This is a genomic window from Melghiribacillus thermohalophilus (assembly GCF_004342905.1).
GTDB classification, from domain to species: Bacteria; Bacillota; Bacilli; order Bacillales; family Alkalibacillaceae; genus Melghiribacillus; species Melghiribacillus thermohalophilus.
Window position 1 is genome coordinate 1 of sequence record NZ_SMAN01000002.1, and the last position, 15,070, is coordinate 15,070.

General features: G+C 44.6%; 13 protein-coding genes and 1 pseudogene. 7 read left to right on the forward strand and 7 right to left on the reverse strand.

Features of this window, described 5'->3' with window-relative positions; all coding sequences use genetic code 11:
• Window positions 1–307: 307 nt before the first annotated feature.
• Window positions 308–790, forward strand: coding sequence for an NUDIX domain-containing protein (locus EDD68_RS02550; protein ID WP_132370674.1), 483 nt, complete (start codon window positions 308–310; stop codon window positions 788–790).
• On the opposite strand, the gene EDD68_RS02555 is transcribed toward EDD68_RS02550, so the two are convergent.
• Window positions 787–1,386, reverse strand: coding sequence for a Uma2 family endonuclease (locus EDD68_RS02555; RefSeq protein WP_132370675.1), 600 nt, complete (start codon window positions 1,384–1,386; stop codon window positions 787–789). The genes EDD68_RS02550 and EDD68_RS02555 overlap by 4 nt on opposite strands.
• Window positions 1,387–1,646: 260 nt before the next feature.
• On the opposite strand from EDD68_RS02555, the gene EDD68_RS02560 reads away from it, so the two are divergent.
• On the forward strand, window positions 1,647–2,207 hold the full coding sequence (locus EDD68_RS02560) for a GNAT family N-acetyltransferase (protein WP_132370676.1): 561 nt from the start codon (window positions 1,647–1,649) through the stop codon (window positions 2,205–2,207).
• 117 nt (window positions 2,208–2,324) lie between these two features.
• Here EDD68_RS02560 and mnmH read toward each other — a convergent pair whose 3' ends face one another.
• Window positions 2,325–3,383 (reverse strand): tRNA 2-selenouridine(34) synthase MnmH, encoded by a 1,059-nt coding sequence (mnmH, locus tag EDD68_RS02565; RefSeq protein ID WP_132370677.1) that lies wholly within the window; start codon window positions 3,381–3,383, stop codon window positions 2,325–2,327.
• Between the two features lie 158 nt (window positions 3,384–3,541).
• Here mnmH and EDD68_RS02570 point away from each other — a divergent pair, with 158 nt between their 5' ends.
• Entirely contained in the window at window positions 3,542–4,054 is a 513-nt protein-coding gene (locus EDD68_RS02570) for a tetratricopeptide repeat protein (protein ID WP_243646732.1), read from the forward strand.
• A 146-nt stretch (window positions 4,055–4,200) separates the two neighbouring features.
• On the forward strand, window positions 4,201–5,301 hold the full coding sequence (locus EDD68_RS02575) for a PRK06851 family protein (RefSeq protein WP_132370678.1): 1,101 nt from the start codon (window positions 4,201–4,203) through the stop codon (window positions 5,299–5,301).
• A gap of 726 nt (window positions 5,302–6,027) precedes the next feature.
• Here EDD68_RS02575 and fni read toward each other — a convergent pair.
• Window positions 6,028–7,071, reverse strand: a complete 1,044-nt coding sequence (gene fni / locus EDD68_RS02580; protein ID WP_132370873.1) for a type 2 isopentenyl-diphosphate Delta-isomerase — start codon at window positions 7,069–7,071, stop codon at window positions 6,028–6,030.
• 272 nt (window positions 7,072–7,343) lie between these two features.
• On the opposite strand from fni, the pseudogene EDD68_RS02585 reads away from it, so the two are divergent.
• Window positions 7,344–7,493, forward strand: a pseudogene (locus tag EDD68_RS02585) (carotenoid biosynthesis protein); the annotation flags it as partial.
• 183 nt (window positions 7,494–7,676) lie between these two features.
• Complete coding sequence (locus EDD68_RS02590; protein WP_132370680.1) at window positions 7,677–8,918, forward strand: aminopeptidase; 1,242 nt, start codon at window positions 7,677–7,679, stop codon at window positions 8,916–8,918.
• A gap of 283 nt (window positions 8,919–9,201) precedes the next feature.
• Here the strand turns inward: EDD68_RS02590 and EDD68_RS02595 are convergent, their stop codons facing one another.
• The 3 genes from EDD68_RS02595 to EDD68_RS02605 all read right to left on the reverse strand — a co-directional run bounded on the left by EDD68_RS02595 (window position 9,202) and on the right by EDD68_RS02605 (window position 12,096).
• A complete protein-coding gene (locus tag EDD68_RS02595) occupies window positions 9,202–10,164 on the reverse strand; it encodes a bile acid:sodium symporter family protein (protein WP_132370681.1) in 963 nt (320 codons plus the stop codon).
• A gap of 120 nt (window positions 10,165–10,284) precedes the next feature.
• The gene (locus EDD68_RS02600) at window positions 10,285–10,821 is read right to left on the reverse strand and encodes a hypothetical protein (RefSeq protein ID WP_132370682.1); all 537 of its coding nucleotides are present in this window, start codon (window positions 10,819–10,821) and stop codon (window positions 10,285–10,287) included.
• Between the two features lie 372 nt (window positions 10,822–11,193).
• The gene (locus EDD68_RS02605) at window positions 11,194–12,096 is read right to left on the reverse strand and encodes a C40 family peptidase (RefSeq protein ID WP_132370683.1); all 903 of its coding nucleotides are present in this window, start codon (window positions 12,094–12,096) and stop codon (window positions 11,194–11,196) included.
• 264 nt (window positions 12,097–12,360) lie between these two features.
• Between EDD68_RS02605 and EDD68_RS02610 the strand changes: the two genes are divergently transcribed.
• Window positions 12,361–13,083 (forward strand): alanyl-tRNA editing protein, encoded by a 723-nt coding sequence (locus tag EDD68_RS02610; RefSeq protein WP_243646733.1) that lies wholly within the window; start codon window positions 12,361–12,363, stop codon window positions 13,081–13,083.
• An 89-nt stretch (window positions 13,084–13,172) separates the two neighbouring features.
• On the opposite strand, the gene ligD is transcribed toward EDD68_RS02610, so the two are convergent.
• A complete protein-coding gene (ligD, locus tag EDD68_RS02615) occupies window positions 13,173–15,017 on the reverse strand; it encodes a DNA ligase D (RefSeq protein ID WP_132370685.1) in 1,845 nt (614 codons plus the stop codon).
• Between the last annotated feature and the right edge of the window lie 53 nt (window positions 15,018–15,070).

Consider the following 15,070-nt stretch of genomic DNA (forward strand, 5'->3'; position numbering starts at 1 on the left):
TATGCGTATTCGCATGGAATGTCAGCAACCAGCCTAGCATTTGAAAGCAATCATACGATAGAGGAAGAATCAAGCACATTTTGTTGCGGAGAACCCTTATGCTGTCATATATGGTTTACAATTCATTTCTCTAAAAACTCTTGAAAAAGGATTTTTTAAAAAACGATAGTAAAGCGAATGGAGAATGACATGAACGTGCTTTATGTGGGAATGGGGGAAGTTAAATGAAATATGCAAAAAAATGGGAATTAGTTAACGGAGATCGAAAGCTTCATGAATTTTAAAGTGTTTACGGGGAGGAACAAATATGCATCATCATATTAGGGTAAGAGCTGGTGCTTTGATTATAGAAAATCAATCCATGCTGTTAATTGAATTTAAAGACGAAAATGGATTGCATTATAATTTGCCCGGAGGAGGAGTCAATCCTGGTGAGACCGTTATTGACGCAGTTCAAAGAGAGGTGATGGAAGAAGCATCTATTGCGGTTGAAGTGGGCCCGCTGGCTTTTGTTTACGAGTATGTACCACATTTAAACGATTATAAATTTGGAAAAACACACGCTTTGCATCTTATGTTTGAATGTACGATCAAAGAAGGGTGCAGACCAAAAATGCCGGAACATCCGGATCCAAATCAAACGGATGTAAAATGGGTCAAACGATCGGAACTAAAAAACATCATTTTATATCCAGATATTAGAGAACATATGATGAATTACGTCGAAAATAAAAGAAACATAGACATCATAGAACAGCATTTATTAGAAGAGATAAACATCAGTGGCTAATCCAGTTCAAGCAAGTCAAGATGAAGAAACACTTCTTTAACGGGGATGGACAGGCATGAAATATATGGAGAAGTGATCGTATCTTCCTCTTTCCCGTAAACTTCGTAAAGGTCGTATTTTGACTTTTCCCCATGTAAGACATGCTGTTCAATTGTCCGATGCACAGGGTCCACAATCCAGTATTCTTTTACACCAAAATGGGCATAGGTCTCCCATTTGCTTTTCTTATCATTCATGGCTGTCGATGGCGAAAGGATTTCTACCACTAAATCCGGTGCTCCTTCAATCCCCCGGCGTGTAATGATATGCCGCCGTTCCATGTGAATCATGACAAGATCCGGCTGACGGACTTCATGATTAGACAGAATCAGATCAATGGGCGCGACTAAAATGAAGTAACCGTGGCGGCAGGATTGGTTGATAACAGCGCTCAGATTATTGCTGATCACCTGGTGCTCGGATGAAGGGGCTGGGGCCAGCATCTCTAATGTGCCGTTTACCAGTTCATAGCGCTGACCGTCGTCAGGAAGGTTGGCATAATCTTCATAGGTCAGCCCTTCTTCTTTGACTTCATCTGCCTTCCGCTTTTTATCCATTTTTCCTGCTCCTCTCTGTCATTTTTTTCATTATAGCATGGGTACATTCAGGGTGCTACTACTCGTATGATTAAAGGGTACAGGGCTTCTGGTAAACTTCTTTGAAGGTTTATTGGATATCCGTGAGTGGTTTAAGGTTAGGATCCATTGATTCTTTGCCTCACCCTTTTTTTCTATATTCAAGTAAAATTAAAAAAACCATTGCAAAATCATGAAAACCCTGTATAATATCTCCTTAAAAACAAAAAGGGGAGAGAGCGATGAATCCAATTCTGCTGGATTTTCCAGAGGAATTTTACACCGAGAGACTGCACATACGAATGCCAAACCCTGGTGATGGAAAAGTGGTTCATGAAGCGATCCTGGCGTCAAGGGAGGAACTGAAGCCATGGATGCCTTTTGCCCAAAAGGAACAGTCAGTAGAGGAATTGGAGGCCAACATCCGTGAGGCCCATGCTCAATTCCTCAAACGCGAAGACCTGCGCCTTCATATTTTTCATAAAGAAACAGGGGAATTCATCGGTTCGTCTGGCCTTCATCGGATGAACTGGGATGTGCCAAAGTTCGAAATTGGCTACTGGATTGATACCCGCCACAGTGGAAAGGGTTATATGAGCGAGGCTGTACAGGGGATTACCGATTTTGCTTTTCGGGAATTGAAGGCTCGCCGTGTGGAAATTCGGGTGGATTCCCGAAATACAAAAAGCCGCCGTATTCCCGAACGGCTGGGATTCACGCTGGAAGGGATTTTGAAAAATGACGCCCTTGCAGAGGATGGCAACGGTCTTCGGGATACATGCATCTATGCAAAAGTAAAATAAAACACGAGGTTCAGCGCTGGCAGAAGGAATGGCTATTCTGTCAGCGGATCCTGGTGTTTTTCATTGGGTTTCAACTGATGTCAGGGTGCACCATATATTTTGGCGTTTTCTACTGAGTTAGAGACGTTTACCTCGTAAATTTGGATGGTAGGCTGGCAGCACCTGTTTGACCTGATGTACGGCATCATCCACGTCTCGAGCTTTGATAACGATTTTTTGCCCTTCCTCATACTGAGCGGCAGCATGCTGATATCGGGGGTCGTAATAATACGCTAAAAGCTGTTCAATGGCCTGTTCAAATTTTCCGGCTTTTAAGTTCGCTTCAATATCTTTAGCTACTGGAGTATGAATGCGGCGCTTGATCCGTTCATAGGCCTGCAGGTAGGCTTCTTCACGATTCCAGGGCTGATAGTCATCTAAAATATTTTTAACCCGTTCCTCAACAGGAAGTTCAATAAACAGCTGCATGCCCTGTTCTTTTTTCTCAATTAAAAAGGACGGAAGGACGACTTTGCCGATTCGTTTGCTTTCTCCTTCTATGACGATAAAAGGTGAGTCCTGGTATGTTAGCAGGTCATGGACCAGAAGCGAATCGAATGTTTTTTGATTGTGAGGCTCCTGGCCAATATGCCCAAAGATGGATCCCCGATGATTCGCCATGCCTTCTAAATCAATTACGGGATAACCCTCCTCCTTTAGCCGGTGTAGGATTGCGGTTTTCCCGGTCCCGGTGTTGCCGTTCAGCACAAAAAATGCAGGCGTTAGGTTAAGCTCGTCCAGGGTATGAACAACCCATTTCCGGTAAGCCCGATAACCACCTTTGAGCCTGTGAATCGTCATACCCATTAGATCAACGACCGTAGCCGCTGCTTTACTGCGCATGCCGCCCCGCCAGCAGTAAACCACCTTTTGACCGTCAATGGCCTGAAATGCTTTTAAAAAGGCCGGCAGTTTTTCTGAAAAAATCTCAACCCCCCGTTCTCTGGCAGCTTCGGGGCTGTCCTGTTTATAGATAGTGCCCACTTCCGCCCGTTCCTGATCGTCAAATACGGGAATATTGATGCTTCCCGGTATCCGGCCTTCCTGAAATTCAGAAGGGGAACGGACGTCAATCATGGTGACAGTTTCTTTCTCTTTTCCGGAAAATAACTCATCCACCTCAATATCCTGATACATAAACATCCCACCTCCCATCCATTGTATAAAAAATTCGGAATACCTGTCACTTGTGGAAATCGACAAGTGACCGCCCTTGCTGACATCCCAAAAAGGAACTTTAACCAGACATAGATCGTAGAAATAATAACTTATTCGTCTTCAACGGGAGAAACATGATGAGACAAATCCATTTTTTAGCACAGGGATGTGATTTTATGTTAAATGAGGCCACTCAACTGATCAATGAAAGAAAATATGAAGAAGCACAAAAATTCTTGAGAAAATTAATAGAGGCTCACCCCAATCATCCGGAAGTGAACTTCTATTATGCAACGACTCAGGATGCACTTGGAATGGAAAGAGAAGCTATTCCTTATTACCATAAGGCATTGAACCACGGAATAAAGGGAGAGCTGCGTCAGCAAACTTATTTTCAATTAGGAAGCAGTTATCGCTGCATAGGTGAATATCAGAAGGCTGCTGACATCCTGGAGGAGGGGTTGATGAATTTTCCGGACAATTTAGCCTTGAAAACTCTTTTAGCCATGGTTCGGTACCATACAGACGATGAAAAAGAAGCAGTCTCTATGTTATTAGAAGTAATTGTTTATTCTTCATCAGACCCATGGATTCAAAAATATAGGAGAGCACTTTCCTATTACGCAGACAGACTTGATGAGAAATGGTAAGTGTTCTTATGATTGTTTGAAAGAAAAGCTTAACGTTGTCAATAACTGTGTGCCTGGAAATCAGTATTTCTTAAAAAATGGGCGTACACCTATTTTCGCTTGCTGCATATACTGTTCATACCACATGTTTTGAAAGAGGTGGTTTGTTGACAAAGTTCATTCGCAATTATTATGCTGGCGGAAATACGGCTAAAGGTTTTCATCACTTCTTTCCTTCCAATCTGGAAGGGCTGGAGCGGATTTTTATTCTCAAAGGTGGACCGGGGACCGGAAAGTCAACCATGATGAAAGCGATCGGCAAGAAGTGGGAAAATAGGTATGAGGTGGAATATATACATTGTGCGTCGGACTGGGGGTCCATTGATGGGGTCATCATCCCTCAAATTGGCGTCGGGGTAGTAGATGGGACTGCTCCCCATGTACTGGAACCTGAATGTCCGGGTGCAGTGGAAGAATACATCAATCTGGGAGAATCATGGGATTCCCGGAAATTAAGGTTCCATAAAGCAGAAATTCAACATCTCAATAAACAGATCAGAAACAGTTATGACAAGGCATATTCGATATTTGCCCGGGCTCTTGAAATTCACGACGAGTGGGAGGAATATTACATTGATGCACTGGACAGGGAAAAAGCGAATCATCTGACAAAACAACTGATACAACATTTTTTTGGCTCTATTCAGTTGAACAAAAAGCCAGAGGTTCGCCACCGTTTTCTCGGAGCGGCCACCCCTGAGGGCCCAAAAGATTTTATTCCTAACTTAACGGAAGAGATCACTTCTCGTTACTTAATAAAAGGGCGGCCCGGGTCCGGCAAGTCCACTATGCTGAAAAAACTGGCTGCGGAAGCACAAAAAAGGGGAGTGGATGCTGAAATCTATCACTGTGGCTTTGACCCAAACAGCCTGGACATGGTCATTTTCCGGGAACTGGATATTGCCATTTTTGACAGCACCAGCCCCCATGAACATTTCCCAACCCGGGGCGGAGATAAAATTATTGACATGTATGAAGAACTGATCACGGCGGGAACGGATGAAAAATATGAAGAATCTTTAAAAGATGTGGCTGCCCGGTACAAAAGCCAGATGCAGGAAGGGACCCGCTGGCTAAAAGCCGCAAACACCCATCATAAAAAAATGGAGGCAATTTATAAGGAAGCGGTGGATTTTTCTGTTGTTGAGCAAAAACAGCATGAGATAGAGAAGGAGATTTCAGCAATGGAAGAATGGGTGTCATTTTAACATCAAGTGCCGAAATCACAGGTGAATGATAGGGAGATATAAAGCCAGGCGTGATTTATGTCTTTTTTAATAATAAATTGAACACCAGGAAGGTGACAGATTATCAGCAGGGCGCTTCTTTCGCTGTTCTCGGACAACGATCATTCCCGTCTTTTCTCCAGCCCATTTGTTTTCATTCCTATGGGAGCATTTGAAAAATGGGAGGATTTTTCATAGTTTTGGAAAAAAACGGGATGCTGTCACTGATTCAAGATGCGGACCGGCAACCCACAGGAGGCTATCCAAAAATCCGCAAAGACATTTCAGATGCTTTCCGAGTTGTGGGCGATGGATGACTGCATTCGTGTTGAGCCAATCGGAATTCCATCATGCGCTAGCCATAGAACAGAAGGTCACCGCCGTTAATCATCGTAAAATCGTCATTCAGGCAGACACGCCTTCTCTACACGTTGATGAGCATTTCGCTCTCACCTATGTCAGAAACATTGACCTGGTGTTCAAGGAAAAAGGGATTGAATTTAGATCCCTATCTCATAGGTGAAAGTCACTTTCCAGAGGAAAGATCATGAAGTCTGGAGAGTATGTCACGAAAATCTGGGTACTTATTCGGAAATCTCGACAGCATATCATGCGATTGCGAGCGTTTATCCTGAAAGGCGAACAGATGTCATGGGAATTTTGAGCATTTGCCTGAAATCCAGGCACTTAACATGAAATTCCGGGCACTTATCCGGATGATAAACGAATGTGTTTCAGGTTTTCGGTTTGTTTTAAGTCAAGGAGATTTTCCGCTCCGATTCCAAACATGGCGGTTTTCAGTTCAAATTCAATCCGATCAAAAACCTGTATCAGGGCTTCGGCAGACTCGATGGCTTCGTTTAAAATGGACCGTCCAAACCCTACCAGATCGGCTCCAAGGGCAATGGCTTTGGCTGCTTCCACGCCGTTTTGCAATCCACCGCTGGCAATGACCGTTTTCCCGGGATTGCGCTTTCGGACATCGGTAACGGCTTCCGCAGTAGGAATCCCCCAGTCTTTAAAGGCGTCAGCCGCCAGTTTTCTGATTGGTGTTTTTGTCCGTTTTTTTTCCACCTGGCTCCATGATGTTCCGCCGGCACCGGCTACATCTACAAAAGAAATTCCGATATCAAATAACCGTTTGGCCAATTTGCCGTGAATGCCCCAGCCCACCTCCTTGACTCCTAGAGGAACTTCCAGCCGTCTCGCTATTTGTTCCATTTTTTTCAATAGCCCTTGAAAGTCGGTATCCCCTTCATCCTGAAATACTTCCTGAAGGCTGTTGAGGTGAAGCACCAGCGCATCCGCTTCTGTGATCTCTACGATTTTCCGGCAATGGGTTTCATCATAGCCGTCATTCAGCTGGACAGCTCCGAGATTGGCAAACAGTGGGATGGAAGGGGCATATTTGCGCACCTGAAAAGTATGGGCATAGGCTTCATGTTCTAGCGCTGCCCGTGTAGAGCCGAGTCCCATGGCCCATCCTTTTTCCTCGGCAGCTTCGGCCAGATGGCGGTTGATGGAAGTAGCTTTCTCGGTTCCCCCGGTCATGGAACTGATGAGAAAAGGGGCCTTCACTTCTTTACCAAGAAATTCGGTGGAAAGGGAAATGTCCTGAAAATTCACTTCCGGCAGAGCTTCATGAATAAATCGATAGTTTTCAAATCCCGTGGTAATTCCTGCTGCGGCCACATCCTGTGTCATCACAATATCAATATGCTGGGCTTTTCTCCGTTCAATCTGATCTCCCATGACTTCACCTGCTTTCATAAAATCACTTTTTGACGTTAATATATTTTTGAATAGTCAAGAACATTGTATAAGATTTGCCTAATATTGGAGGTGGGGACATGTCCCGTTCGGATCTATTGTATCGTTTATTTATTTTCTGGTATGTTTGTGGACTTATTCTTGTTGGGATGAACTGGCTATCTTCCTGGCTGGAATGAACCAATGGCGTGTTTCTGATTCTGACCGGACTTTTGGGAGACATGTTTTTTGTTCATTGATCTGGCTGGAAAAAGGGGATGGTCATCAGCCTGGTCATTACGCCAACATCCCTTGCTGTGGCATACGCCGGGGCCCGGTATGGTTTCTGGTTTGGTCATTATAATTATACCGAAAAGTTTGCTCCCTTAATCGCTGGTGTGCCGATTGCCATTGGTTTTGCCTGACTGATGGTGATCACCACTTCCCATGCGCTGGCACGGATGATTTTCCCTGATTATCAGAAGATAGGGAAGCCTGGACACTGATTTTTAGTGTTGAACAAAAAACAGCTGGAATTTAAAAAATTATTTTGGGTTCCGGACCATTTTGTGGAATAATAGTAATAGTCTGAAAAGGAGGAAAAGAATATGAAATCACTACAGGAACCATTAAAAAAATATGCCAGACTGGCCATACATACCGGCGTTAATATTCAAAAAGGCCAGCCCCTGATTATTAACTGCCCGATAGAAGGAGCTGAATTTGCTCATCTGCTAGTGGAAGAAGCATATGATGCAGGTGCGGAAGATGTGAGGGTGGAATGGAATGATGAAGTGCTCACCCGTATGAAGTTTGAGCGGGAACCGATGCACGTCCTGGAAAACTACCCGGAATGGAAAGTGAAAATGCTCACGGATCATGTGAAAAAGGGAGGGGCAGTTTTATCGGTTTATGCACCCAATCCGGATCTGTTGAAGGGAGTGGATCCGAAACGGATGGCGACAGCCAATAAGGCAGCGGGCGAGGCACTCAAAGACTATCGCGCGTATATGATGAATGACCGGGTACAATGGTCTCTTGTATCCATCCCGACAGAAAAATGGGCGAAAAAAGTTTTTCCAGATTTGTCTGAGAAAGAAGCAGTCGAAAAACTGTGGGAACAGATATTCCGCATTACCCGTGTGGATCAGGAAGATCCAATTGTAGCATGGAAAAAGCATAATGAGCGTCTGCGCAAAGCCAGAGAAATTTTAAATGAAAAACAATATAAAAAACTGATTTATAAAGCACCAGGCACTGATCTGGAAATCGAGCTCCCAGAAAATCATATCTGGAGCGGAGGATCTGCTGTGGCAGAAACAGGTGCAGAATTTAATCCGAATATGCCGACGGAAGAAGTGTTTACCGCTCCTCATAAGGATGGGGTAAATGGTACCGTTGTTAATACTAAACCGCTGAACTACAACGGAAATCTTATTGATCAATTTTCTTTAACCTTCAAAGACGGAAAAGTCGTTGATTTTTCTGCTGAAGTCGGTTATGAAACATTAAAGCATCTTCTGGATACCGATGAAGGATCCAGACGGCTCGGGGAAGTGGCGCTCGTGCCGCACAATTCCCCCATTTCCCAGTCCGGGCTCATTTTCTATAATACCCTTTATGATGAGAACGCATCCTGTCACCTGGCACTTGGTGAGGCTTATCCGACGACCATCGTGGGCGGTTCAAAGCTGTCCGAAGAGGAATTAAAGGAAAGGGGTATGAATGTCAGCATCAACCACGAAGACTTCATGATGGGTTCCGCTGATCTGGATATTGACGGCGTGACAAAGGACGGAAAAACAGAACCCATTATGAGAAACGGAAATTGGGCACTGGCTATGGAATAGGAAACCTGGCTAAACGCATGGGAACCGTTTCGTTCCCATGCGTTTTTTAAAAGCGAGGAGTAAATATGTTAGCCTGTGTCCCATTCTATTCTGGTTGACCGATCCAGCGCAAGTTCCTATTATTTATAAGGAACTAACATACCTCTATGTTTGTACTGGGAGCTATATCTTCAGACATTGATCAAACGTTTGATCAAAAATCATGCATGTATATGTGTTGATGCGAAAAACGATGCTTATAAAACGAAAACCTGCATGGTTTCACATGCAGGTTTTTTTCGATTTATGCACGAAATGTTTTTTCTTGGTTTGCCAGTTCTTTCTCCTGTTGTCTCCGGAAGATGGTAGCCATTAATGGACCGGACAGGTTGTGCCATACGCTGAAAATGGCACTTGGAACAGCTGCAACCGGATTAAAATGCAGTGCTGCGAGGGAAGCTCCAAGTCCCGAGTTTTGCATCCCGACTTCAATGGAAATGGCTCTTTTTTGTGCTGCACCCACGTTAAACAACTTTCCAGCCAAATAGCCAAAGAGGAAGCCAAACAAATTATGGAGCATGACCAGTGTAAAAATCAGTACACCCGTTTCCGCAATATTTTCCTGATTCACCCCAACCACTGCTGCCACAATGGCTACAATGGCCACAACGGAAACGAGAGGAAGGGCTTTCACACCAGCCTCGATTTTTTGTCCAAAGAAATATTTCACCACAAGACCTAAAATGATTGGGACCAGGACGATTTTAACGATAGACATAAACAGGTCTCCAGCCGATACCGGCAACCACTGACTCGCAAATAACAGCATAAGGGCAGGAGTGACAACCGGAGCGAGCAGAGTTGAAACGGCGGTGATCGCGACAGACAGTGCAGTATCCCCTTTTGCCAGATATGTCATCACGTTGGAGGCCGTTCCACCCGGGCAGCTTCCAACAAGAATAATCCCTACTGCAACTTCGGGTGGCACCGGAAAGATGGTGACCAGTGCAAAGGCGACAAGGGGCATAATGACAAATTGTGCACCTACCCCAAGGGCCACTTCCTTTGGCCGTTTAAAGACCTCCTTAAAGTCCCCGGGGGATAACGTTAAGCCCATACCAAACATAACGATTCCTAGAAGGGGAGCTATGTATGGCGCGATCCAGGTAAATCCAGACGGAAAGAAGAAAGCAATAATAGCAAATAATAATACCCAGATAGCAAATGTGCTCCCAACAAAATTACTGATTTTTTCTAATGCTTTCAAAATGATCACCTCTACAAACTAATCGAATTTTAATTTCAGATTATACAACATATTCAGAAAATTAAAAAGGATGATTTAGAATTTTTGGTGACAGGCAGAAAGTTTTGATCCCATAGGAGTTCAATGAGAGTAGTTTTTTATTCTTGAGATCACCCGGGTGGGAGGAGCAATGGCCCAGGGGGGACCAGGCGGAGGCGCTGACGGCCCAGGCTGGGAGCGTAATGGCCCAAAGTCCTTTGCTGACGGCCCAAGGAGAGTGCATAATGGCCCAAAGTTATTCGCTGACGGCCCGAGCTGGGAGCGTAATGGCCCAAAGTTATTCGCTGACGGCCCGAGCTGGGAGCGTAATGGCCCAAAGTTATTCGCTGACGGCCCAAGGGGGAGGAGTAATGGCCCAAGGTTATTCGCTAATGGCCCAAGCGCTAGAAGTAATGGCCCAAGGTTATTCGCTGATGGCCCAAGCGGTAGAAGTAATGGCCCAAAGTTATTCGCTGATGGCCCAAGCGCTAGAAGTAATGGCCCAAGGGATAGCGCTGACGGCCCAGGCTGGGAGCGTAATGGCCCAAAGTTATCCGCTGACGGCCCAAGGAGAGTGCATAATAGCCCAAAGTTATCCGCTGACGGCCCGAGCTGGGGGTGTGATGCCCCAGGGACCAACCCTAATCAGTTCCCTGATAAGGGACTAATCTAAAATACGAAACCTGAAGATCGTTCTGAATGGCTCACCATGAAGAATATCCTTCGCCATCGTTAACGAATAAACATATGTGGCGGGACACAGAGGATTTTGCAGAGAAAAAGAGATCTATTTAGCTAAAAAATTTAAGGAGTCAACATGCCAGATTCCCGGGAACAACACCAGTCGAAAATTTCTGATGAGATTTACCTTAGGAAGTCAACGGCTATCCTGCAGAGAACGAATCATGTTGTCTGCGTAAAAAAATCCGAACGAAATATATCGTTCGGATATTTCCTTTCTTTTTTCAGCTTTTTCGCGCTTCCGAGCAGCCTTTGGTGAAAATGGAAGGATCAGTAGTAAGATTTTGCTCCCAGGTAGCGGGGACTCCAGTAAGGGTTGTCCATTGAACTGATGGTTACCCCTTTTGAACTGCTCGCGTGGATAAATTGGCCGTTCCCTAAATAAATCCCGGCGTGGGAAGGTCCTTCTTTGTAAGTTTCAAAGAAAACGAGATCTCCCCGTGACGGAGACGAAACAGGCTTTCCCTTCTGGTAGATCGTTTCAACTGTACGTGGAATCGTGACTCCGTTCTGGAGGAAAACATAATGGAGAAATCCGCTGCAGTCATATCCGGAAGGGCTGGTTCCTCCCCATACATATGGAGTACCCATATACTGTCTGGCTGTTGCAATCATTTTGTCAGAGAGGCCTACAGTACTTGCCTGAACAGCCTGAGTATTTGCTCCTGAAGGAATGGTGAGTTCCTGGCCGGGATAAATATAATGGGACGACAGCCTGTTTTGAGACTGGATGGCGGAAATGGAAACACCATATTTTTTGCTGATTGTCCAGAGTGTATCGCCTGATTGTACAGTATATGTTACAGACTTTGAAGGAATGGTCAGCTTTTGGCCAGCATAAATGATAGTTGAGGTCAGATTATTAGCTTTTTTTATTTGTGCGGCTGTTGTGTTGTATTGTTGGCTGATGGTCCATAGTGTTTCTCCACTTTGAACCGTATGAATGGCGCCTTGAATCGGGATGTTAAGCCTTTGTCCGGAATAAAGGATATTTGAATTTAAACCATTAGCAGTTTTGATCTCTTCGATGGACACACGATACTTTTGGGACAGTTTCCACAATGTGTCCCCGGGTTGAACCGTAATCGTCTGAGCGTTCACACCTGATCCGAAAACTAGAGTAGCTGCAATACCTGCAGTCAATGTAACTGCTTTACGAATAAGTTTTTTCATGCTGTTAACCTCCTGTGTTTGGTTTCAGGTGTCGGGCAAATGCGTTTTCATCGTAACAAAAATTTTAAATCATTTAGGTGGTAACTTTTGGATATCAGATGGGAATCATTGTTGAAAAAAAGGGTTTTGTGGGAGAAAATCGAATAGAATGATTGATGCATCAAGTATTGCGCAATATGGGTCGATTTCATGTAAAAGAAGTCGCCCTGGTATCATATGGCTGGGATGGAATCAATTTTTATAACAAACAGGAGGCTGAGTCCATTGACAAAACGGATTTATTTAACGGATTGTTATGCTCAGGCGTTTAACGGGACCATCGAAAAAATAGACGGGGAAAAAGTTTATTTGGACCAAACCCTGTTTTACCCGACCGGAGGGGGGCAGGAGCATGATACCGGTGTGCTTATTCAACATGGTCGTGAATGTGAAGTGTATAAAGTAAAGCAGGAAAAAGGGAACGTCGTTCATTACGTGAAAAATGCTGAGGAATTGAATCCCGGGCCCATTAAGGGACGGATTAACTGGGACCGCCGGTATGGGCTGATGCGGCATCATACGTTGCTTCATGTGATAGGTGCCGTGATTTATCATCGTTATGAAGGATTGTGTACGGGTAATAAAATTTACCCGGATCGGGCCCGAATAGATTTTAACAATCTACCTGAAATCGATGATGAGGAAATCGCAGATGTTTTTGCAGAAGTCAATGATATCATACAGCAGAATCACCCTGTGACCTTTGAAGAGGTGTCAAGAGAAGAGGCAGAGCACCAATCGGAATATATTAAAACCGCCATCAATCTTCTCCCTCCCCATGTCAAACAAGTTCGGCTCGTCCGAATCGGTGAAGTGGACACGCAGGCCTGCGGCGGCACCCATGTAAAAGAAACCAGAGAAATTGGGCATGCGCAATTTATAAAGTTTGTCAGCAAGGGTAAACAAAATAAGCGCTTTGAACTAAGAGCGATCAGATCACTGGCGTAACAGGCGAAATCCCGTCATTCCAATTCCTATGTCACCAGCTTATCTTTTTTGTTGAAAATGAACGGATCTGCGCTGCTCTGAAAAAACTTTTACGATTCTTTCCCCCCTGAAGCCTGGTTATTCAATAACACTCGGATTCGGTCGATGGGCTGCTGAGCCCGTTTTTCTTCAAAGTCGTACCATGGCAGTCCATCCTTTTTTAGTTTGCTGGGAACGGTCATAATTGTAAATGTTGTCGGATCAAGTTCCTCGTTGACTTCTTCCCAGAAAAGTGGGGCAGCAACCGTTGCCTCATCGGTTGCCCGGGCTGAAAAAGGGGCAATAATCGTCTTCCCTTTCCAGTGTTGCACATAATCGATATATAACCGATTTCCCCTTTTTTTCTTTATTCGTTCAATCGTAAATAGATCCGGATGCTTCTGGACCATTACTTCGGCCATGCTTTTGGTGAGCTGGCGAGCTTCCTGGTAGCTGAGGCTTTGCAGCGGGAGGGGGATGTGAATCTGCAGGCCTTTATTTCCCGATGTTTTGACGAATGAATGCAGACCAATATGGTCACACATGTTTTTCAGCATGCGGGCAGCATGAACAGCTAAAGGAAACTCGTCTCGTGATGGAGGGTCCAGATCAAAGACGATCTCGTCGGGATAGGGATCCCCTTTTCGGTTAAAGGGGATGTGAAACTCAATGGTTCCCTGATTCCCCAGCCAGATTAAAGCAGAAACATTTTGACACAGAATCAGCTTCTCCCCATTCTCACTAAAACTGTCTATGAAATCAGGTGTGTAATCAGCCCGATGTTTCTGGTAAAAGGATGTATCATGGATTCCGTGGGGGTAGCGGATCAATGTCAGCGGTTTCTGGCGGAAAAAAGGGAGAATATAGGGGCAAATTTGCCTCAGGTACATTAAGTAATCGATTTTCGTAATATTCAACCTCGGCCATAATACTTTATTCGGATGTGTGATCTCTACTTCTTCGGGGAACATCAGCAAATCCTGTTTGACCTGCTCAACGGTGCATGAATCGGTTTCCAGATCAAGACGAAACTGATCAAACATAGGCTCACGCAGTTCTCCCTGAACGGCATTTAGACAATGGATCTGGGCACAAATGGCCGGGGGAACGAGCAGCGTTTCACCTGATTTGTTACCCTGGTTCAGGAAAATGGAGCGCAGGGTGTGAAATTCTTCATCAGAAAATCCATGCTTGACTGAACCTAATGCTTTTAGCTCATCACCATGATAGACGGATAGCTGGTAGTATTGATTTTTTGTGTTATAACCTGTAACAATTCCTTTTACATTCCGCCAGTTTTTCATTTTTAGCCAGTGATCTACCCGCTTTCCTTCTTCGTACGTTCTTTTTTTCTGTTTAGCCACTATCCCTTCCCCAAAATGGGCAAAGACCTCATTCCACAGCTCGGTAAAATCGTCAGAAGAAGGTACGAAACCAATCCTCTTTCCACTGTGAATGGGACCGTCCCATTTCATATCCTGAAAAAATATATGAAGCGCTTTCTTACGTGATTCATAGGAAGCTGTCCGTCTATTTTCTCCATTTAACATGAGTGCATCAAAAGCTAAAAAAGAAGCAGACCTTCTCTGTGCCATTTCTAAAATTTTAATTTTGTTCTTCATCCTTCCCCGCTGTTGGAGAAGAGAAAAGTTGGCCTGCAGGGGAGTGTTTAATATGACGATCTCTCCATCTAACTCCAGCGGCAAATAGGATTTGACCGGTTCCTGCCATAATCTGCAAAAATCAAGGATTTCGGGAAAATGAGGGCTTAAATCTTTACCATTACGTGAGATCAGCTCAATGGTTGACTCTGTCCATTTCAGAAGGGCCCGAAAACCGTCATATTTCACTTCAAAGGCCCAGCCTCCTGATGAAGGGACAGATTCTGAAAGCTTTGGAAGCATCGGTTTCCACATGATGAAACTCCTTTTCAAGGTCTTTCATGTTATCCAGCTTGACCGCCCATTCC